We start from the raw sequence: 20731 nt of genomic DNA, 5'->3' as shown, positions 1-20731 counted from the left end.
CGGGCAAAAGCAATTGCGAAACGGCAGCGCAACGCATCCACGAGAGACGCGTGCGTGAAGCCGCTACTCGCCTCATGCTCAATCTGCTTATGCCAGGTTGATTTCCAACCTCCCGCTCAGACGCCGCCGACGAAAATCGTCGCAAAGGCAATGCGTTTGAACCTGTCGAGAGGCTCTGGCCCGCGTTCCACCTTCATTCGCAGAATTGCCCCTTCCCACGAGCTGAGCAGAAAATCCGCAAGATCGTTTGCGGGAAACCGCGTGCCGATCTCGCCGGCCTGCTGAGCCTCTTCGATACAACGCACGAACGGCGCAAGCCATTCCCGGTAGATCTGGGAAAGCCGTTCGCGCAGCAGCTCGCTCGTCTGCGAAACCTCGATGCTGAAATCGCCGATCAGGCAGCCACGAAAATAGTCGTCGGCTGCGAGGCGTTCGGTGATGATGTCGAGATAGCGCAGCAGGCGATCGCGGGGACGCAGCGAGCGATCGTTCAATGCTTCCCCGACGAGCTTTCGCGTATGCGCGAAATAGTGGTCGAGAACTTCGACAGCGAAGGCTTCCTTGGAGCGGAAGTGATTGGTGAAGGACCCTTGCGGCACGCCCGCTTCGGCAACCACGTCCCTGACACCGGCCGCGTGGTATCCTTTGCGGAACATGACGCGCATCCCGGCTTCGATGATTTCATTTTTGTTCGACGGCTTTGACATGACTTGACAATACGTACGTCTGTATTAATAGTCAAGACGCGGCCGAAGGGCATTCCAAATAGGTGGATGCCGCCTCCGTCCGCCCCCGGCTGAGCCGTGGGAAGACATACATGTCGCTCGCATCGCGCCCTCATAAAATACGGACGTCCATATTTAAAAAGGAAAGCCTCATGTCTCTCAATATGCAACAATCTCGCGTAGAAGTCCTCGACATGCATATGGCCTATAGGGAAGCAGGGCAGAAGGATGCACCGGTTGCTCTCTTCCTGCACGGCAATCCCACCTCGTCCTACATCTGGCGGCATATCATGTCAGATGTTTCGCCCGTAGCCCGCTGCATCGCGCCCGATCTCATCGGCTTCGGCCAATCGGACAAACCCGACATCGAGTATCGTCTTATCGATCACATCCGCTATCTCGATGCGTTCATCGACGCCCTTGAAATTTCCTCGGCCTATCTTGTCGCCCAGGATTGGGGCACTGCACTCGCGTTCGAACGCGCGGCGCGCCGACCGAACTTCGTGCGAGGCCTCGCGTTCATGGAATTCATCCGGCCGATGAAAAGCTGGGACGAGTTTCACCACGAGCCGGCGGCCAGAGAACTGTTTCAGAAATTTCGCACGGCAGGCATCGGCGAAAAACTCGTTCTGGAAGATAATGTCTTTGTGGAGCGTGTTCTTCCCGGCTCTATCGAGCGTCAGCTCACCGAAGAGGAAATGTCGGCGTATCGCGCGCCGTTCCCCACGCCTGAAAGCCGGCGTCCAGTGTGGCGTTTTCCCAATGAACTGCCGATCGCCGGTCAGCCTGGCGATGTGTCGGCGCTTCTGGAAAACGCCCATGCAGCGCTACGGGAAAGCACCTATCCGAAGATACTTTTTGTCGGAGAGCCTGGGGCGCTGGTTTCTCCAGAATTTGCCAGAACCTTCGCGTCCACTCTCCACAACTGCGAAGTCGTTCAGCTCGGCGCAGGCGCACACTATCTGCAAGAAGACCATCCTTCGGCGATTGCGGCTGGTGTTCGGCGCCTGATCGGCGATGCTACGCAAAAGTAGGCCGTTCATCGGCAAGCGCTTTTCGCGAACCAGATATTTGGCTTCGGCCATGAGATTGCGGTGGAGGAATCTGCATACCTCCACCGCGTATCGATGGATTCCGGCGCGGTATCGCTACGCAAGCAGAAGCCCCGCTTTGCTTCCGGCTCTGAAGAGCGCGTCAACTCTGCAACTTACGCTGAGCTTCCGCTTTGCCGTCCTCGGGCAGGTCCATATTGTGCATGACGGCAATTGACCAGGCGTCTTGTTCGCGCACGATCACCATGTTGATCAGCCCATGGCGTTCAGGCCATTCATTCCCTTCCGGATCACGCGCGCCCGTCATGCTCCAGTGAATGTCGAGCGCGATAACATCGGGGCGGATAGGATGCATTTGGGTTTTGATGGCTTCGAGGTGACTATCCTTGAACATCGTCTCGAATATGGGCCTGTGAAACTGCTCGATCGATGATCGACCCGTTGCCTTCATTCCAAATACGTTAGTGAAATCGGCGTCTTGCGCAAATATCGCGGAAAAGGCGCCAGCATCGTGGCTATTCCATGCGGCGACGAACGCATCAACGATTTGTTGCGCGGCTTGTCCAACGTCCGGATGCAGTGACATCTCACGTCCCCTCCTTTAGTATGAATGCCATACTATATGGCAACCGGACTTAATTGGAAATATGGTAACACCTTACACGCAATCACTTCTGCTCTACGCCTATCAAGCGTCCGCACACGCGCTCACCCAGACGCTGCACGAGCGCGGCCATCCAGCCATCCGACCGAAGCATGGTGCAATCTTTGCCAATATTGATGAAGAGGGAACCAGAGCCAGCCTGCTTGCCGAGAGGGCCGGCATGGGCAAGGCCGCGATGGGCGAGCTGATCGATGATCTGGAACGTCTTGGCTATGTCGAGCGGGCGCCGGACCCTACGGACAGGCGCGCCAAACTCGTCACCCTTGGGCCGAAGGCGCGGCAGGTGATGCAGATCGTTCACGAATTTAACGACGGGATCGAACGACGATATCGTGAGCTATTGGGAGAGCAAGCCTATCAGATGCTGCGCACCGCCCTGCGGACCATCGCGGCAAAGGACGACATGCAGCCCAGAATGCGTTAGGGCAAAGCAGCAGGCAGACATTCTGGCGGGTTACAACATTCGGCGGTGGCATCGTCGGCCGCACAACCTATAGCGAATGCTTGCTTAGTTCGAAGCCAAGCCAAGTAGCTTAAAGCTTGTTCCGATATAATGGAAAATGGCGCACCCGAAGAGATTCGAACTCCTGACCCCCAGATTCGTAGTCTGGTGCTCTATCCAGCTGAGCTACGGGTGCGTGGCCGAAACGGAAGAAACCGTTGGCGTGGGCGGTTCTCTAAAGCGTCCCTTGAGGGAATGCAAGTGGATTTGTGAAAAAGATCGCGATTTTCGTGCATATTGGCGCCAAGCAGCTGAAAATAATCATCTTTCTTGGAAGCTTCTGCTGCGATAGTCGTCAAGGGATACCGGGCGGTCAGGAATCTCGATGCGGAACTGCGTGCCGGCTACCGGCTTTTCGACGAGTGCAATAGTGCCGCCATGGGCAAGGACGAGCTCACGGGCGATCGCCAGACCAAGGCCGGTGCCGCCGGAACGGGCCGAACCTCGGAAAGCGGTGAAGAGATTTTCGCGCGCCTTCTGCGGCATGCCGGGGCCAGTGTCATCGACGGTGATGCTGACGACACTGCCGATTCGATGCGCCCATACCGTGATGCGCCTGACACTGTCTGGATCCGTCTCGCCGAAAGCAATCAGTGCCTGATGGGCATTGCGGCAGAGATTGTGAATGACGCGGAACAGCTGCTCGCTGTCGGCATCGACCTCCAGATCAGGACTGAGCTGCTCGGCGAATTCTATGCCGCTGTCGGGATCGATCGCGAGGATATCGCGAACTTCGCCGACGAGCTCGAGGAGACGGATCTTGCGCCGGCGCGGCGCCGACTCGGAGGTCTGGCCGTAAGACAGGACTTCGGTCGTATAACCGACCGCACGATCGATGGTGCGCAGCAGCTTCGGCGCGAAGCGCTTGACCATCGGATCATCCACATCGACAAGACGGTCCGACATGAGTTGCGCGGCCGAGAGGATGTTGCGCATGTCGTGATTGATCTTCGAAACGGCCAGCCCGAGAGCGGCGAGATTCTTCTGCTGCTTCAGGGTCTTCTGCAGTTGCGACTGCATCGAGGCGAGATGGCGGCCGGCCACGGCAAGCTCGTCGCCTCCCCTGTCGGGAACGAGGATACGGCCCGGATCCTCAGGATCGTCCGAATAGGCCTGCATGCTGTCCGTCAGCCGGCGGATCGGGCGGATCATCATGCGGTTGATCGCAAAGAAGATCAGCGTCGCCGTGAACAGCGAGATCAGGATGGAGACGAAGAACACACTGACCGAATAGGCCAGCATCGCATTGCGCAGGCGGGTATCCTTCAGCACTACCTCGATGCCGGTATTGGCATCGCCGCCGACGGGGCCGAAAACACGGATGATGCGGTTACCGCCAAACAGCAGCGTATCGAGCGCATCCTTGATCGCAGTCGGCTGGGACACGTCGCTAAGATCGTATTTTTCATCGACGGAGGCCGGCATTTCGGCTGTGGCCAACAGGCGCGAGGTGCCGTCCTTGCGCAGAACGATGGCCCGCGTTCCCGTGGCCATCAACGTTTCCTTTTGCAGCGCACGGGGCAGTTCGGCCGGCTGCAGGCCGTCGATGACGATCGCGGCAGCGGCGGCCGTATTCAGCCGATCCTCCAGCCAGCGCAGCCGCATATTGGCGACGGAGGGCACGAAGATAAGGACTTCCGCCACGGAAATGAAAACAACGGTCAGAATGAGGAGCTTGCCGGAAAGGCCGCCGAAGATGCCCGTGGGCCGGCAAAACTGGGACAGGACGCCCTTGGCGACCTTGCCGCCCATTGCGGCGTCCTTATCCTGCCCACTGTCCATTTCAATTGTCCCGCTTCGCTGCAGAGCGACCTGATGGCGACCTAATCGAAACTAGATAATAGGTGATTGCAGGCTTTTTTCCAATCGACTCCGCGCTTGGACAAACAGACAAGGCCGGCCGTGCCGCTCGGGCGCCTCCGCCGGCCTTCTATTTGGCCTCATGGCTGAAGGATCAGAATTCTTCCCAAGCCTTCGCCGCGGTGGCCGGTGCGGCCGCCGCCCCGCCGCCGAACGCGGTCGCGACCCTATCGATCATGCGGCGTGCCGGCGACGCGGTGGGACGATGCGTCTCGGTGCGCGCGGGCACGGGTGCCGCGACGTTGACGGCATCCACCTTGAAGCGCGAAACGAGATGGACAAGGCCGTCGGCTTCGGCCGCCAGGCGATGGGTCGCGGCCGAAGTCTCCTCGACCATGGCGGCATTGCGCTGGGTGACTTCATCCATCTGGTTGACGGCCTTGTTCACCTCGGACAAGCCCGTTGCCTGTTCGCGCGCCGCTGTCGCTATCGAATGAATGTGATCGTTGATCTTCAGCACCCGGGCCTCGATGGAGGACAGTGCCTCGCCGGTCGCCTGCACGAGCTTGACGCCGACCTGCACCTCGCCGCCGGACTTGCCGATCAGCGCCTTGATATCCTTGGCAGCGGTGGCGGAGCGCTGAGCGAGCTCGCGCACTTCCTGCGCGACGACGGCGAAACCCTTGCCCGCCTCGCCGGCGCGCGCTGCCTCGACGCCCGCGTTCAATGCGAGAAGATTGGTCTGGAAGGCGATGTCGTCGATCACGCCGATGATCTGGCTGATCTCGCCCGATGCCTGCTCGATGCGGCCCATGGCGTCGATCGCGTTGCGAACCACCGTGCCGGAACGAGCCGCGTCGTCCTTGGCTTCGCTGACCATGACGCTCGCCTCGCGCGCCCGTTCCGTCGAATTCTGGACGACAGAGGTGATCTCGTCTAGCGCGGCCGAGGTTTCCTCCAGTGCCGCCGCCTGCTGTTCGGTGCGCTTGGAGAGGTCATCGCTGGCGTGGCGCAGCTCATTGGTGTTGGAGTTGATCGAACCGGTGGTCCCGCGCACTTCGCTCATGGTGCTCTTCAGCGTCGCAAGCGTCGCATTGACGTTCTGCTGCAGTTCGGCAAAGGCGCCCTGGAATTCGCCCTTCATCGCCTGCGTCAGGTCGCCGTCAGCCAGGCTCGCGATGACGCGGCGAACCTCGCCGATGCCTCTATCGACGCTCATCAGCAACTCGTTGACGTTGCCAGCGAAGCGATTGAGGTTGACGTCGCCGTAATCCTTCTCGATGCGGTGGCTGAAATCGCCGGCCGCCGCGGCCGAGACCGCGAGAGACATGCTCGACTGAAGCTCGTCGCTCTTGGCGCGCATGGCCGTTTCCTCGGCATTCATACGGCGCACGGCATTGCCGTTTTCCTTGAAGACGTCGACGGCCGCCGCCATCTCGCCGATTTCGTCGCCACGGCCGGCAAACGGCACCTCTATGTCGAAATGGCCGTCGGCGACATTCTTTATCGCATCGGTCACCTTGCGGATCGGGCGGCTCAGATGGACGGTTCCGATATAGCCGCCGAGGCCGACACCGGCCACGATACCGGCGATCATGATGCCGAGGACCACCCACAGGACATTGCCGTGGAAGGTAGCAATTTCGGCCTCCACCTTTGCAAGTTCCGCCTTGTCGGTCTGGACGACCGCATCGATCTCTGCCTGGAAAGCCTTGCGGTTGGCGCGGTTCGCCTCATTGTTGCCCTGCTTGCCTGCGGCATCCGGGCCATCGGTCACGCCAAGCCTGGCCGTTTCCGTGCGAAAGGCGCGAAACTCCTGGGCACGGGTCTGTAGCTTGGTGAATTCCGGCTTCTGCGCCTCCGGCACTAGAGGGGCCCAGTTCGTCAGCACCTTGTCGATTTCGTCGAGATCGGCCATCAGCCCATCGGCAAAGGGTTTGGAATCCTTTGCGGCAGCCGCGGCATAGATACCGCGCGCTTCCATGACCACTGCGGTCACGTAGCGATTCAGGCGCTCGCCCATGTAAGCGCGGCTCGCCGTCTGCTCATAGTTCTGTAATTTCTGGTCATATTGATGTAGCGCATAAAGGGCAGTGGCGCCAATCAGAAGCGCCGCCCCGGCCATGACAGATACAAGCAGATTTATTTTGCCGCGAATTTTCACAATACCCCTCCGGCGCAGATCCCATCCCCTATAAATCGATGGGTTTCACCACACAGATTTAGATATCGACTAAAATCATTAAAGTTATATTGAGTTATTTTTAATCTAAGCGCCTCACATTCTTCACTATACTTGCCATATATTTTAGGAATTGCGCAATTTATATTTAGGGTTGCGCACGCATTCCGCTGGGAGTAGTGGCCAGATAGCAACCAGCCGCCGCCGATTGCGCGAAATTGCCGGAATTCAAGGAATCTGCGCCCATATAATTGACTTCCGGGGCCTTGATCCGTATAAGCCCGCGCACGTCCGGTCATGGAGCCTGCTTTTGCGGGCCAAGTCCGTTCGCCATAATCAACAACGCTCCTTGCTATTGAAGCAAAGCTCAAGAAGGGCCGCACTCCGCGGTGTTTAAATAAATGAAGCGTACCTACCAACCATCCAAGCTTGTCCGCAAGCGTCGCCACGGCTTCCGTGCGCGCATGGCCACCAAGGGCGGCCGCGCGGTTCTTACCGCTCGCCGTAACCGTGGTCGCAAGCGTCTTTCGGCCTAAGGGCCGAAGTGCCCGATGATCCAGTATGGCGGGCAAATTGACGAATGAACGACCCAAAAAGACTGTCGGGCGGCTGAAAAGCCGGCCGCAGTTTCTTGCCGTCCGCGAAGGCGAGAAGCGCCGAGGCAGCTTCTTCCTGATAGAAATGCTGGACCACAAGACCGCCGACGCCGAACCCCGCGTTGGTTTTACCGTTACCAAAAAACATGGCAACGCGGTGGAGCGCAACCGCATGCGGCGCAGGCTGAAAGAAGCCGTGCGGCTTCACGCCGGATTTGCAATGCAGCCCGGACACGACTATGTGGTTGTCGCGCGACGCGAGGTGCTGACCGCGCCTTTCGAAAAACTGGCGAGCGAACTCGTAAGCCGCATCGAAACCAGGCCGAAACACCGGCGGTCGGAAATGGACCGCTCCAGGAAAGTATGATGGAAAACAACCGCAATTACTTCATTGCAATTGCACTGTCTGTGCTGATTGTTCTCGGCTGGCAGTTTTTCTACATGAACCCGCGCCTCGAAGCGCAGCGCCAGGCCGAGCAGGCCGCCAAGCAGCACCAGCAGACCCAGCAGGCTCAGACGACGCAGTCGCCTGCCGCAGGCACCGCCGTAAACGGTTCGCTGCCGGCAAACGGCCAGACGGCGCCGACGGTTCTCAGCCGCGACCAGTCCGTCGAAAAGACCGCTTCCTCGCGCGTCGTCATCGATACGCCGGCACTTGCCGGTTCCATCAACCTGGAAGGCGCCCGCCTCGACGATCTCCGTCTCAAGACCTATCACGAGACCGTCGACAAGAGCAGCCCGATCATCACCCTGTTCAGCCCGGCAGACACCAAGGACGGCTACTTCACCGAGCTCGGCTATGTCGGCAGCGAAGCAACGGGCGCGGTTCCCGGCCCGTCTACCACCTGGACACTTGCAAGCGGCGACAAACTGACCGACAAGACGCCGGTGACGCTGTCCTACACCAATGACAAGGGCATCACCTTCACCCGCACGATCTCCGTCGACGATCGCTACATGTTCACGATCAGCGACAAGATCGCCAACAGCGGCCAGGCACCGGTTTCGCTGTCGAGCTACGGCCGCGTTACCCGCTACAACAAGCCCGAGACGCCTTCTGCCTACGTTCTGCATGAAGGTTTCATCGGCGTCATCGGCGATGACGGCCTGATCGAGACCAAATATGCATCTACCGAAAAGGAAGCCACGACGCCCGCCAAGGCGACCGGCGGCTGGCTCGGCATGACGGACAAGTACTGGGCTGCAACCATCGTGCCGCCGCAGTCGACCGCATATGATGCCCGCTTCTCGCACTTCACCGACGGTACGCCGCGCTACCAGGCCGACTACAAGGAAGACGCCGTCACGGTTGCTCCCGGCCAGTCGATCGACTTGAAGAACCTCGTCTTCGCCGGTGCCAAGGAAGTTCCGGTCATCGACCGCTACGAGACCAGCTATTCGATCCCGCGCTTCGACCGCCTGATCGACTGGGGCTGGTTCTATTTCATCACCAAGCCGATGTTCAAGCTGATGGACTTCTTCTTCCGCTACTTCGGCAATTTCGGCGTCGCCATCCTCTGCACCACCATCGTGGTCAAGGCGCTCTTCTTCCCGCTCGCCAGCCGGCAATATGCCTCAATGGCGAACATGAAGCGCATGCAGCCGAAAATGGAGGAGCTGAAGGCCAAGTTTGACGACGACCGCATGGGCCTGCAGCAGGCGACCATGCAGCTCTACAAGGAAGAGAAGATCAACCCAATCGCGGGCTGCTGGCCGGTGCTTCTGCAGATCCCGATCTTCTTCTCGCTCTACAAGGTGATCTACATCACCATCGAGATGCGCCATGCACCGTTCTTCGGCTGGATCCAGGACCTTTCTGCGCCGGATCCGACCTCGATCGTCAACCTGTTCGGCCTGCTGCCCTTTGCGGCTCCGACCTTCCTGCATCTCGGCGTCTGGCCGCTGATCATGGGCGTCACCATGTTCTTCCAGATGCGCATGAACCCGACCCCGCCGGACCCGACCCAGGCGATGATCTTCAACTGGATGCCGCTGGTATTCATGTTCATGCTGGCAAGCTTCCCGGCCGGCCTCGTGATCTACTGGGCCTGGAACAACACGCTCTCTGTCATCCAGCAGTCGATCATCATGAAGCGCCATGGCGTGAAGGTGGAGCTCTTCGACAATCTGAAGGGCCTCTTCAAACGAAAACCGGCGCCATCGAAATGACGAAAAAAGCCCCGCTTCGGCGGGGCTTTTCTTTATTTGGCGGAAAGTCCCACCGATAAGAACGCCGGCATCGATAAACCGTATGCCGCAAAGACGCGCCAAGGCCCCTTATGCCCGGTTATCTAGTCGTGGGAATGGCGATGGTGCAGGTCGGGGTAATGAGGATGCTTATGCCGCAGCGGCTGGTGGCGATGCCAATGCGAATGCGGCTCGCTTACCGGGCCGTCATGGGAATGTTGATGATGCTCGTCATGGACATGCGAGTGCTCATGTTCGAGCATCTCATGCTCATGCTCGTGGTCGTGACGCTCGGCTAAATGAAGCCATAGGCCAATCGCCATGAGGACGCCTGCCGCAATGAGCTGAAACGTCACATGCTCGCCGAAGATCATGACCGCAAGCACCGCGCCGATGAATGGCGCTAACGAAAAATAGGCACCCGTGCGAGCAGTCCCAAGGTGGCGAAGCCCAAGCATGAACATCACCAGGCTGACGCCAACGCCGAGAAAGCCGACTAACGCTCCCGCTCCGAAAAGACCGGCATTCGGCAGCGACGCACCCAAGCCGAGCGCCAAGACAAGGTTGCTGGTGCCCGCAAAGACGCCCTTGATCATAGCGATCTGAACCGGATCAGCCGACGACAATTTGCGCGTCAGATTATTGTCTATGCCCCATGAAAGGCAGGCGGCTGCAATGAAGAGGCTGCCCGCATCAAGCCGCAGGGCTTCACCATTCCACGTTAGCAGCACCGCACCGGCGAGGATGGCGCCAGCGCCGACCAAAAGCCGCCTGTCGACATTCTCGCGAAAGACAAGCCATGCGATGCCCATGGTCGCCAGTCCCTCCAGGTTGAGGAGCAGCGACCCCGAAGACGCGGAGGTATGGGAAAGCCCCAGCATCAGGAACAGAGGGCCGAGCATCCCACCGAACAGGACGACGAAGGCGAGCCAGGGGAGGTCCGCTCTTTGGAGCGGAGCCTCGACGTTTGGAAGCCCGATCAAACGACGTCCCCAGTGAACGACGGCGAGACCAAGTCCTGCCCCCACATACAAAATGCCCGCCAGCAACCAAGGATCGATCGATCCCATCAGCAGCTTGGAGAGAGGCGCCGACGCGCCGAACAGGATGGCTGAACCGAGAGCAAGGGGAACGCCGGGCCAGAGATGCGTGTGTTTGCTGATCATGACCTATGAGGTATCACAATGAATGATCGCGTCAAAACGGCCCGGCGCAGTTGGGCGACCGGTTTACCGTGAACCATAGGCCTGCCGAAATGTCAGCGGAAGTTCCACAGCCATGCATAACAATTCCGGGCCGGTGGAGGACGGCAATTGCTACCTAGCGGCGGCTATTCTGCTGCGGCCCAGGCCATATGCCGATCAAAACTTGACTTTCATGGGCAAAACCCCGAAGCCAGACCATCAAACCAAACAAAAGACTGAGCAAATGGCAGATCAGACGACCAAAGACGACAAGCCGCTTTTCGGGCGTCCGTGGATTTTCATCCGCGGCGTGCCGGCCATGAAGTTTCTACCGCCGGAAGGGCCGCTGGAAGTCGCTTTCGCCGGCCGCTCCAATGTCGGCAAGTCGTCGCTGATCAATGCATTGGTGGGGCACAAGGGGCTTGCGCGCACGTCCAACACGCCGGGCCGCACGCAGGAACTCAACTATTTCGTGCCCGATGGCTTTTCCGGCGAAGGCGCCGATCTGCCGCCGATGGCGCTGGTGGACATGCCGGGCTACGGCTATGCGGAAGCGCCGAAGGAACAGGTGGATGCCTGGACGAAGCTCATCTTCGACTATCTGAGGGGACGCACGACGCTGAAGCGCGTCTACGTGCTCATCGACAGCCGCCACGGCATCAAGAAGAACGACGAGGAAGTTCTGGGCCTGCTCGACAAGGCCGCTGTTTCCTACCAGATCGTGCTCACCAAGACCGATAAGATCAAAGCCGTCGGGGTGCCGAAGCTGATCGCCGATACGACGGAAAAGATCCGCAAGCGCCCCGCTGCCTATCCCTTTGTTCTCGCGACTTCCTCGGAGAAGGGCGAAGGTCTCGATGAGCTGCGTCAGGCGATCGGGCAGACGGTCGGGATCGACGTCTGACGCTCGCCTCCACGGAATGAGGCCGCCGCTCCCTGCCCGCTCCCGAACAGGCGGGTCGGAAGAAGGTACGGAGCGCACTGAAAAGAGTTTCAGCCGCAATTGCGTTTCCGCAATACGCGTTCATCAAGGGAAATGGATCGTACCGGAAGCGACGACATCGCCCGTAGGCTTGCCGGTTGGCGAACCGCCGAAGGGCTCGACGCTGACCGCGATGATCGCGCCTTCGGTCAACTTGCCGTGTAGTTCCGGCGGCAGAACGATTTCGCCGTCGCCGGTCTGCGGCAGGACACCCAGAGCCTCGGCGGGATCGCTGCCGCGAATCAGCCATAACTCCAGCGATTTCTCTTCCGGTTTGCCAGCAGCGATCGGCGTCACTTTCAGGCGCCCATTGGCGGCGTCATAATTGGCCAAGAGATTGATGGGGCTGTTTTGGCCGGAAAGGGATGCGGTGAGCTGCTTGCCGGGGGCAGGCCGCAAGGCGCCCTCGTTCGTGATGGCGAAGACAAGCACGCCGGCTGCCACAAACAACGAGCCGAAAGCGGCCGAACGCCAAAGCATGAGTGAATTCCAGAGATGGGCGCCGAACGCCACTTCCCCGAAAATCCTCTTTTCGATCTTCGGAAATACGGTGGCCGCCGGCGTCACCGCTTCATATTCTTCGTTGAATTCCGATAGGTTCTGTTCCCAGCGGCTGACGATGGCGGCAAATTGGCGATCGCTGCGCATGCGGCGCTCGACCTTCTGCCGATCCTCCAAGGAAAGCACGCCAAGCACATATTCTCCGGCCAGGACTTCATCGCGGGAGCGGCCTCCCTTGCTTTGATCGGGCGTACTCATCGGTCCATGCACTCTCTCAGTCTGATCAGGCTTCGGCGCAGCCAGGTGCGCATAGTATTCAATGGCGCAGCGTGTTGGTCGGCGAGCTCTTGGTAGCTCAAGCCCTCGACATAGGCACTGCGAACGGCCCGTGCGCGATCAGCTTCCAACTCTTCCATGCACCTGTCAATCCGCCTTCCCTCTCCCTTCACGATTGCTTGCTCTTTAGGACCGGGTTACAGGTCGGCGAGATCGTAGGCCGTATCTATTTCGTCGGCTACGGGCTTGTGGGCGCGGACGAAATCGATGGACCGATTGGGCGCGATTGCCATCAGCCAGGGCATTGCCACCCCATCGACATCAGTAAATTGCTCGGCGTGCCTCCATCTCCTCGCTCGCCATCCAATTTCCCGGGGGTGACGCCCGCACCATCTTTAGAAGAAAACTGTCCGGCGGCAAACGTGCCGAGGCCATCAATTTCGGCGACGCTCATGTGACATAGCGTCAACTAAAGCGCTGCGCGATCTTCCAGATACGCTTTTCGCGCTTTAGGTCTTTGATTGTGCGCAAGTCGTTGCGGCAAAACCGCTGCACACTTTTGCGCAACATGCCTTTAATCCCGAGATCATTATTCCCTCTGTCAAAAACTTGAGATAAAAGGCCCGCGAACAATTTCGAAGGGTGCACCATGTCCGAAGCCCAAAGCGAACTCCAAGCCAACCTGCTCGCACAGGCGCTGCCCTACATGCAGCGTTATGAAAACAAGACCATCGTCGTGAAATATGGTGGCCACGCCATGGGCAACGTCGAACTCGGCAAGGCGTTTGCCGCCGATATCGCCCTTTTGAAGCAATCCGGCGTCAACCCGATCGTCGTCCACGGCGGCGGCCCGCAGATCGGCGCCATGTTGACGAAGATGGGCATCGAATCGAAGTTCGAAGGCGGGCTGCGCGTCACCGACCAGAAGACGGTCGAGATCGTCGAAATGGTGCTTGCCGGCTCGATCAACAAGGAAATCGTCGCGCTGATCAACCAGACCGGCGAATGGGCGATCGGCCTTTGCGGCAAGGACGGCAACATGGTCTTCGCCGAAAAGGCGCACAAGACCATCAAGGATCCGGACTCCAACATCGAGCGCGTGCTCGATCTCGGCTTCGTCGGCGAGGTGGTCGAAGTCGACCGCACCCTGCTCGACCTGCTTGCGAAATCCGAGATGATCCCGGTCATCGCCCCGGTCGCCCCCGGCCGCGACGGCGCGACCTACAACATCAATGCCGATACCTTTGCCGGTGCCATCGCTGGCGCGCTGAGCGCCACGCGCCTGCTGTTCCTGACCGACGTCCCGGGCGTGCTCGACAAGCAGGGCCAGCTCATCAAGGAGCTTTCCGTGGCACAGGCGCATGCGCTGATCGCCGACGGCACGATTTCCGGCGGCATGATCCCGAAGGTCGAGACCTGCATCGACGCCATCAAGGCGGGTGTTCAGGGCGTCGTCATCCTCAACGGCAAGACGGCTCACTCCGTGCTGCTCGAAATCTTCACCGAGCACGGTGCCGGCACGCTGATCGTTCCGTGATAGTAGGGCTCAGGCGCTCCACGGAAGACCCGTGGGGCGCCGCTAGAGCATTTCCGCTTTTCTTCGAAACGCGAAAACGCTCCATCTTCTTATTTGTTTACGCATTCCGGACGGAAAACCGCTGCGCACTTTTCCTGGAATTGCTCTAGGCCGTTCAGGACGGCCGGTAGATGGCTTCGGCCTCGCTTTTCAGCATTCCCATGACCGATCGGTAAGGCGCTGGCCCATAGCTTATGCGGCTGACGCCCAGCCTGGCCATCGTCTCGTTATCAGGCGTGGTCGGACGCACCATGATGTTGACAGGCAAAGGGGAGTGTTCGCAGAGCGCGCCGATCAATTCCGGATCGACCAACCCCGGCGCGAAAAAGCCGCTGGCACCCGCTTCGGCGAAAGCATCGGCGCGACGAAAGGCATCATCCAGCAGAAGCTGATGATGCGCAATATCGCTTTCCTGCAGGAACAGATCGGTGCGGGCGTTGATGAACAGCGGCATCTCGCGGCGATCGGCCATGTCGCGGATTGCGCGGATGCGCGCCACCTGCGTTTCGATAGGATGAACGCCCTGGCCGCCGATCACCTGATCCTCGAAATTGATGCCGACGGCGCCGTGATCCATGATCTTTTCGACATTGGCGGCGACTTCTTCGGGTTCGACGGCATAACCACCCTCGAAATCGACCGACAGGGGCAGCGGGCTCGTCACCGAGATCAGCTTGGCGGTCACCGCCAGCAACGACAAAGGTATCGCCTGGCCATCGCCGAAACCATTGGCCGCAGCGACCGACCAGCTTCCCGTCGCCAGCGCCTTCGCACCCGCTTCCGTGACGGCCTTGGCGGAGCCCGCATCCCATATATTGAAAAGGATCACCGGCTCACCCTTGCGGTGCAGCTGCGCGAATTCCTGCGCCTTTTCCACCTGACTCATCGCATCCCCTCCGAAAAGCCCGGCCGGGCGAATTTCTCTCCATAACCCCAAGAAAGCGTAAGCCCTCCCTCACATGGAAATAGAGTAAAAGCCCGGAAATCAATAGTAAAATCATAGCCGGCATTGAAGTAGACGGCAATCTCCTCAAAATGGTCCGCATGTTGCGGCACGCATATTTTCCTTCCCCTTTCGGGAGACGGCGTGCGATAAGCTCTCCATGAGCCACACAAAAACACTATCCGAGCCATCAGATTTCTCCGATATCCGCGATTGGGTATTCGATCTCGACAACACGCTCTATCCGCATCATGTCGATCTCTTCGCGCAAATCGACAAGAACATGACCGCCTATGTCTCCGCCCTCCTGCAGATGGAGCGGGAAGAAGCGCGCAAGCTGCAGAAGCAATATTACCTCGAGCACGGCACGACCCTGCAGGGACTGATGATCCATCACGGTATCGATCCCAATGATTTCCTGGAAAAGGCGCATGCGATCGACTATTCGGCGTTGACGCCGCAGCCGGAGCTCGCCGCCGCCATTAGGGCGCTGCCGGGACGCAAGTTCATCTTCACCAATGGCAGCGTCAAACATGCCCAGGCGACGGCGGGCGCGCTCGGCATTCTCGACGGTTTCGACGACATTTTCGATATCGTTGCGGCCGAATACGTGCCGAAACCCGCCGGCTCGACCTATGACAAGTTCATGAGCCTCAACCGTGTGGACACGAAGAGAGCGGCCATGTTCGAGGACCTGCCGCGCAATCTCACCGTACCCAAGGCTCTCGGCATGAAAACCGTGCTGCTGGTGCCCCAAAACCTCGAGACGACCGTTGTCGAATGGTGGGAGCGCACCACGGGCGAGGACGATCACATCGACTATGTGACCGACGACCTGACGAGCTTCCTCAAAGCGTTGATTTAACCACTCATCAGGGCGGGGTTACGAAAGTTTCATCCGCCTTACAGAGGTTTAATTGGTCGTTTTCGACCATCAGCCGTATCGTTTGACCATTCCTCGACACGAAAGGAAAAACGATGAACGGGAAAAAATTTCTTCTTGCGGGACTTTCCGCTGGCCTTCTGGTTGGCGCTGCCGCCCAGGCAAGCTTCGCTGCCCAAGGCGACGAGGCACGGGGCGGGCATGGCGGACGCTGGCATGGACCTCGTTTTTCGCCGGAAATCGTCTATGTGCGCATGCTGAAACAATTCGGCCAGCCCGGCGACACGAAGGTCACCAAGGATGAGGTGAAGACCGGCGTCGACAAGATCTTCGACCAGATCGACACCAATCACGACGGCGAAATCACCCCCGGCGAACTGCGCACCTATCGCCAGGAACGCATCAAGGAATGGAAGGTCGAGCGCGCAAAGGCAGATGGCGATCAGGGCAATAATCAGGCCCAGAACGATCAGAGCAAGGGCGATCAGACTGAGGCCGACAACAATGGCGACAATAATGGGCCGCGCCGTCATAGACCGCATGGCCGCTTCATGCACGAAGCAGGCATGATGCGCGGAATGATGATGTTCCATCGCATCGACAAGGATGAAAACGGCCAGATCAGCAAGCAGGAAGCCGAAGACGCCGCCAGCAAGCTCTTCGACCGCATGGATCGCAACCATGACGGCGTGATCTCGCTGGACGACATGCCGAACCGGCCGCTGCTGTAAACCGATCGATCAATCCGCTCCGAGAGCCCGCCCTCGCCTTTGCGACGGCGGGCTTCTCGCTGTCAGTGCCCGTTATCGTGCTCGTAGAAATCCGCGACGATCTTCCAGGCCTCGTCGGCGGTATCGACGAAGCTGATCAGGTTGACGTCGTCGGGCGCGATGGTGCCGAACTCGGCCAGCGCTTCGAAATTGACGATGCTGCGCCAAAACTTCTCGCCGAAGAGAATGAGCGGCAGGCGCTCCATGCGGCCGGTCTGGATCAGCGTCAGGCATTCGAACAATTCATCGAGCGTGCCGAAGCCGCCCGGAAATACCGCGATCGCCTTGGCGCGCACCATGAAATGCATCTTGCGGATCGCGAAATAGTGGAAATTGAAGCTGAGTTCCGGCGTCACATAGGCGTTCGGCGCCTGCTCGTGCGGCAACACGATATTGAGGCCGATCGACGGCGCTCCTTCTTCGGTCGCACCGCGATTGCCCGCTTCCATCACGCCCGGGCCGCCGCCGGTGACAACGACATATTCGTGAAAGTCGAAGCCGGCGGAATAGCGGGAGCAAAGCCGGGCGAACTTGCGCGCCTCCTCGTAATAGACCGATGCGGCCTCGAGATTGGCGCGCTGCGTGTCGTTGCGGGCGGCCCATGCATTGGTGCCGGGCGCGGGAATGCGCGCGCCTCCGAACATGACGACGGTTGATTTGATGCCGCGTTCCGTCAGATACATTTCGGTCTTCAGCAGTTCGAGCTGCAGGCGGATCGGCCGCAGTTCCTCACGGCACAGAAAATCCTCGTCCGCATAGGCAAGCCGATAGGAAGGCGACATCGACTGCGGCGTGCGCGGCACGGACTCGGCCCGCTTCTTGTCCGCCGAGCTCGTCTTCAACGGGTCCCAAACCCCGTCCTTACGCCTCAGCCTGCCGTTCTTCCCCTTGCTCATCTATTCATGCCTTTCGAAACGATCATGACGGGCCATTCCCGCCCTTGGACGAGAACGGCCAAGCTCTTGCATATGCCCCTAGAACGCCTTGAATCCAAGCTCAATCGGCGCGGAAAAGACATTCCATTTTCAAACTCCATGCTATAGGACCAATCGACCGCTTCCGGACCCTTGCCGGAAATCATGATAGGCACTGACGTTTTAAGGAATTCCCATGAGCGCTAACGATCTCGCCTCCCTCGAAAAGTCCATCGAGGCCGCCTTCGACAATCGCGACAATGTGAATACGTCGACGCGCGGCGAAGTCCGCGACGCCGTCGAGACGGCGCTCAATCTCCTCGACAGCGGCAAGGTTCGCGTGGCCGAGCGCGGTGCTGACGGTAACTGGACCGTCAACCAATGGCTCAAGAAAGCGGTTCTGCTTTCCTTCCGCCTAAACGACATGAAGATCGTCGAGGGCGGCTCCGGTGGCGCCACCTGGTGGGACAAAGTTCCCTCGAAGTTCGAAGGCTGGGGCGAAAACCGCTTTCGCGAAGCCGGCTTCCGCGCGGTGCCGAACGCCGTCGTGCGTCATTCCGCCTATATTGCCCCCAATGCCATCCTGATGCCGTCCTTCGTCAATCTCGGCGCCTATGTCGGCGAAGGCACCATGGTCGATACCTGGGCAACCGTCGGCTCCTGCGCCCAGATCGGCAAGCACGTGCACCTCTCCGGCGGCGTGGGCATTGGCGGCGTGCTGGAGCCGATGCAGGCCGGCCCGACGATCATCGAGGACAATTGCTTCATCGGCGCCCGCTCCGAAGTTGTCGAAGGCTGCATCGTCCGCGAGGGTTCGGTGCTCGGCATGGGCGTCTTCATCGGCAAGTCGACCAAGATCGTCGATCGCGCCACCGGCGAGATCACCTATGGCGAAGTTCCGCCCTACTCGGTCGTCGTCGCCGGCTCGCTGCCGAGTGGCAATACCATGGCGAACGGCCAGCCGGCTCCCAGCCTCTATTGCGCCGTCATCGTCAAGCGCGTCGATGAAAAGACCCGCTCGAAGACCGGCATCAACGAGCTGCTGCGCGATTGATTCCGTAATTTTTTGGAGCGCGATCGTTATATCGCGCTTCCCTCATGCTTGCCGGGTGAGCATGGCTGTGCGATTGCTGGAATCGCGGCAAAGATTTTCGACTCGTCACCGATCCTTTGCCATCGCTTTGCCATTTCCCGCCGGATAAGTTGCCTCCGATGACCGTTACCGATCCCGTCTCCAATCTGCAGACCCTCATTCGCTGTGCCTCCGTCACCCCGGCCGAAGGCGGCGCGCTGACCGCGCTTGCCGACATGCTGTTGCCGCTCGGCTTCAAGGTCGAGCGCATGACGGCGAGCGAACCGGGAACGCCCGATATCGAAAACCTCTATGCGCGGCTCGGCACGGATGGACCGCATCTGATGTTTGCCGGGCATACGGATGTCGTTCCGGTGGGCGATGCCACTTCCTGGAGCCACCCGCCCTTTGCCGCCGAAATTGCCGATGGCGAGCTTTTCGGCCGCGGGGCCGTCGACATGAAGGGCGGCATCGCCTGCTTCGTGGCCGCCGTGGCGCGCCATATCGAGAAGAACGGCAAGCCTGCCGGCTCGATCTCCTTCCTGATCACCGGCGATGAAGAGGGGCCGGCGATCAACGGCACGGTCAAACTGCTGCAATGGGCCGCCGAGCGCGGTGAGACATGGGACGCGTCTCTCGTCGGCGAGCCGACCAATCCCGACCGGCTCGGCGACATGATCAAAATCGGCCGCCGCGGCTCGATCTCCGGTTTCATCACCGTCCACGGCGTGCAGGGCCATGCCGCCTATCCGCATCTCGCCGACAATCCGGTGCGCAGCATCATCAAGCTGGCGGAAGCGTTGCTCGACCCGCCCTTCGATGCCGGCACGGACAGTTTCCAGCCGTCCAACCTCGAAGTGACGAGCATCGACGTCGGCAATATCGCCACCAACGTCATTCCCGCCAAGGCGACGGCCGCCTTCAACATCCGCTTCAACGACACATGGACCGCCGATACGCTGAAGGCTGAAATCATTGCCCGCCTGGACGCGGCGGCCACCGGCGAGACGTTGCGTCCCGGACGGACGCCGGCAAAATACGACATCACCTGGTCGGAGCGACCGAGCCATGTCTTCCTGACGCGCAACAATGCGCTGATCGCCTCGCTCTCTGCGGCCGTCGAAAACATCACCGGTCAAAGGCCTACGCTTTCGACCACCGGTGGCACGTCCGACGCCCGCTACATCAAGGACTACTGCCCTGTCGTGGAATTCGGTCTTGTCGGCCAAACCATGCATATGGTCGACGAACGGGTGGCGCTCTCGGATCTCGAAACGCTGACCGAGATCTACCAGACCTTCATACAGCGCTGGTTCGAGAATGCCGACCTTTAGGGAAGTCCAATATTATCTGTCCGGTCTATGGCTGCTGATCCGCATGGATGCGCGCGGCTTCCAGTATCTGGACATATCGGACCGCGGCATGCTGCGCTCGTTCTGGGCCATCCTCTGGAGCCTGCCGTCGATCGGCATTTCATGGTTATGGTGGCAGCAGGCCTATCTGACCGCCATGCCGCCCGAAACATCCACGGGTCTTGCCTTCTTCCTGCGTCTGGCGCTGGTCGAGGCTGCGAACTGGCTGATACCGCCCATTCTCGCCGGCTTGTTGCTTTTGGTCTTCCGTTTCGGCGACAAGTTCACGCCGATCGTCGTTACCGTGAACTGGCTGTTCGTGCCGGCGAATTATCTGAACGCACTGCTCGTCGCCATGATCGTCTTCGTCCCCGGCTCGAAGGGCTTGGCAGCACTTTTATCGCTGGCGCTGACCATGGCCACCATCTTTGCGCTGGCGCGCATCCTCAGGATGATCTGCGGCACGCATCCGCTTTTCGTCGGCACGCTGACGCTGATGCTGCTCATTCCAAACCTGCTGCTGACCGACTTCCTGCAGCGCTTCCTCGGGGTCTATCCGCCGGGTTGACG

21 protein-coding genes, 1 tRNA gene and 1 pseudogene are annotated in these 20731 nt (G+C 59.7%); 12 read left to right on the top strand and 11 right to left on the bottom strand.

Annotated elements, in window-relative coordinates; translation table 11 throughout:
• Positions 1-116 precede the first annotated feature (116 nt).
• Entirely contained in the window at positions 117-707 is a 591-nt protein-coding gene (locus FP026_RS01865; RefSeq protein WP_149632932.1) for a TetR/AcrR family transcriptional regulator, read from the bottom strand.
• Between the two features lie 170 nt (positions 708-877).
• Between FP026_RS01865 and FP026_RS01860 the strand changes: the two genes are divergently transcribed.
• On the top strand, positions 878-1759 hold the full coding sequence (locus tag FP026_RS01860; protein WP_149632931.1) for a haloalkane dehalogenase: 882 nt from the start codon (positions 878-880) through the stop codon (positions 1757-1759).
• Between the two features lie 160 nt (positions 1760-1919).
• Here the strand turns inward: FP026_RS01860 and FP026_RS01855 are convergent, their stop codons facing one another.
• Positions 1920-2363, bottom strand: coding sequence for an SgcJ/EcaC family oxidoreductase (locus FP026_RS01855; RefSeq protein ID WP_149632930.1), 444 nt, complete (start codon positions 2361-2363; stop codon positions 1920-1922).
• A gap of 61 nt (positions 2364-2424) precedes the next feature.
• Here FP026_RS01855 and FP026_RS01850 point away from each other — a divergent pair, with 61 nt between their 5' ends.
• A complete protein-coding gene (locus FP026_RS01850; RefSeq protein WP_149632929.1) occupies positions 2425-2865 on the top strand; it encodes a MarR family winged helix-turn-helix transcriptional regulator in 441 nt (146 codons plus the stop codon).
• A 137-nt stretch (positions 2866-3002) separates the two neighbouring features.
• Here FP026_RS01850 and FP026_RS01845 read toward each other — a convergent pair.
• The 3 genes from FP026_RS01845 to FP026_RS01835 all read right to left on the bottom strand — a co-directional run bounded on the left by FP026_RS01845 (position 3003) and on the right by FP026_RS01835 (position 6907).
• Positions 3003-3079 (bottom strand) — tRNA-Arg (locus tag FP026_RS01845).
• Between the two features lie 125 nt (positions 3080-3204).
• A complete protein-coding gene (locus tag FP026_RS01840; protein WP_246665211.1) occupies positions 3205-4695 on the bottom strand; it encodes a sensor histidine kinase in 1491 nt (496 codons plus the stop codon).
• A gap of 202 nt (positions 4696-4897) precedes the next feature.
• Entirely contained in the window at positions 4898-6907 is a 2010-nt protein-coding gene (locus FP026_RS01835) for a HAMP domain-containing methyl-accepting chemotaxis protein (RefSeq protein ID WP_149632927.1), read from the bottom strand.
• Between the two features lie 419 nt (positions 6908-7326).
• Between FP026_RS01835 and rpmH the strand changes: the two genes are divergently transcribed.
• The 3 genes from rpmH to yidC are packed head-to-tail and all read left to right on the top strand — an operon-like array spanning position 7327 to position 9690.
• Positions 7327-7461, top strand: a complete 135-nt coding sequence (rpmH, locus tag FP026_RS01830) for a 50S ribosomal protein L34 (protein ID WP_149632926.1) — start codon at positions 7327-7329, stop codon at positions 7459-7461.
• 25 nt (positions 7462-7486) lie between these two features.
• Positions 7487-7888, top strand: coding sequence for a ribonuclease P protein component (gene rnpA / locus FP026_RS01825; protein ID WP_092715044.1), 402 nt, complete (start codon positions 7487-7489; stop codon positions 7886-7888).
• A complete protein-coding gene (gene yidC, locus FP026_RS01820) occupies positions 7888-9690 on the top strand; it encodes a membrane protein insertase YidC (RefSeq protein WP_149632925.1) in 1803 nt (600 codons plus the stop codon). Before rnpA ends, yidC begins: the two co-directional genes overlap by 1 nt.
• 122 nt (positions 9691-9812) lie before the next feature.
• On the opposite strand, the gene FP026_RS01815 is transcribed toward yidC, so the two are convergent.
• Positions 9813-10874: a DMT family transporter gene (locus tag FP026_RS01815; RefSeq protein WP_149632924.1), complete on the bottom strand. Its 1062-nt coding sequence runs from the start codon at positions 10872-10874 to the stop codon at positions 9813-9815.
• A gap of 262 nt (positions 10875-11136) precedes the next feature.
• On the opposite strand from FP026_RS01815, the gene yihA reads away from it, so the two are divergent.
• The gene (gene yihA, locus FP026_RS01810; protein ID WP_149632923.1) at positions 11137-11796 is read left to right on the top strand and encodes a ribosome biogenesis GTP-binding protein YihA/YsxC; all 660 of its coding nucleotides are present in this window, start codon (positions 11137-11139) and stop codon (positions 11794-11796) included.
• 123 nt (positions 11797-11919) lie between these two features.
• Here yihA and FP026_RS01805 read toward each other — a convergent pair whose 3' ends face one another.
• The 3 genes and pseudogenes from FP026_RS01805 to FP026_RS30080 form a co-directional block, all read right to left on the bottom strand.
• Entirely contained in the window at positions 11920-12633 is a 714-nt protein-coding gene (locus tag FP026_RS01805) for an anti-sigma factor (protein WP_149632922.1), read from the bottom strand.
• A pseudogene (locus FP026_RS01800) lies at positions 12630-12950 on the bottom strand (sigma-70 family RNA polymerase sigma factor); the annotation flags it as partial. The gene FP026_RS01805 and the pseudogene FP026_RS01800, both read right to left, overlap by 4 nt.
• A complete protein-coding gene (locus FP026_RS30080) occupies positions 12944-13105 on the bottom strand; it encodes a hypothetical protein (protein WP_188112470.1) in 162 nt (53 codons plus the stop codon). The gene FP026_RS30080 and the pseudogene FP026_RS01800, both read right to left, overlap by 7 nt.
• 195 nt (positions 13106-13300) lie before the next feature.
• On the opposite strand from FP026_RS30080, the gene argB reads away from it, so the two are divergent.
• A complete protein-coding gene (gene argB / locus FP026_RS01795) occupies positions 13301-14188 on the top strand; it encodes an acetylglutamate kinase (protein WP_120662855.1) in 888 nt (295 codons plus the stop codon).
• 154 nt (positions 14189-14342) lie between these two features.
• Here the strand turns inward: argB and FP026_RS01790 are convergent, their stop codons facing one another.
• Positions 14343-15113: an isocitrate lyase/PEP mutase family protein gene (locus FP026_RS01790; RefSeq protein ID WP_149632921.1), complete on the bottom strand. Its 771-nt coding sequence runs from the start codon at positions 15111-15113 to the stop codon at positions 14343-14345.
• A gap of 217 nt (positions 15114-15330) precedes the next feature.
• On the opposite strand from FP026_RS01790, the gene FP026_RS01785 reads away from it, so the two are divergent.
• Positions 15331-16035, top strand: coding sequence for a pyrimidine 5'-nucleotidase (locus FP026_RS01785; RefSeq protein ID WP_149632920.1), 705 nt, complete (start codon positions 15331-15333; stop codon positions 16033-16035).
• A gap of 113 nt (positions 16036-16148) precedes the next feature.
• Positions 16149-16784 carry an EF-hand domain-containing protein gene (locus FP026_RS01780; protein WP_149632919.1) on the top strand — a complete coding sequence of 212 codons (636 nt, stop codon included), beginning with the start codon at positions 16149-16151 and terminating at the stop codon, positions 16782-16784.
• Positions 16785-16846: 62 nt separating this feature from the next.
• On the opposite strand, the gene FP026_RS01775 is transcribed toward FP026_RS01780, so the two are convergent.
• Positions 16847-17719, bottom strand: a complete 873-nt coding sequence (locus tag FP026_RS01775) for an LOG family protein (protein ID WP_149632918.1) — start codon at positions 17717-17719, stop codon at positions 16847-16849.
• A gap of 214 nt (positions 17720-17933) precedes the next feature.
• On the opposite strand from FP026_RS01775, the gene dapD reads away from it, so the two are divergent.
• From dapD to FP026_RS01760, 3 genes are all read left to right on the top strand, one after another.
• Positions 17934-18791 (top strand): 2,3,4,5-tetrahydropyridine-2,6-dicarboxylate N-succinyltransferase, encoded by an 858-nt coding sequence (gene dapD, locus FP026_RS01770; RefSeq protein ID WP_149632917.1) that lies wholly within the window; start codon positions 17934-17936, stop codon positions 18789-18791.
• 158 nt (positions 18792-18949) lie between these two features.
• A complete protein-coding gene (dapE, locus tag FP026_RS01765; protein ID WP_149632916.1) occupies positions 18950-20143 on the top strand; it encodes a succinyl-diaminopimelate desuccinylase in 1194 nt (397 codons plus the stop codon).
• Positions 20130-20729, top strand: a complete 600-nt coding sequence (locus FP026_RS01760; protein WP_149632915.1) for a hypothetical protein — start codon at positions 20130-20132, stop codon at positions 20727-20729. Before dapE ends, FP026_RS01760 begins: the two co-directional genes overlap by 14 nt.
• Positions 20730-20731: the final 2 nt, after the last annotated feature.

The sequence above is a fragment of the Martinezella tropici genome, from assembly GCF_008370325.1.
GTDB lineage: Bacteria > Pseudomonadota > Alphaproteobacteria > Rhizobiales > Rhizobiaceae > Rhizobium > Rhizobium tropici_B.
Note: the sequence above shows the minus strand (reverse complement) of the source record. Positions and strands in the feature narration are given on the sequence as shown.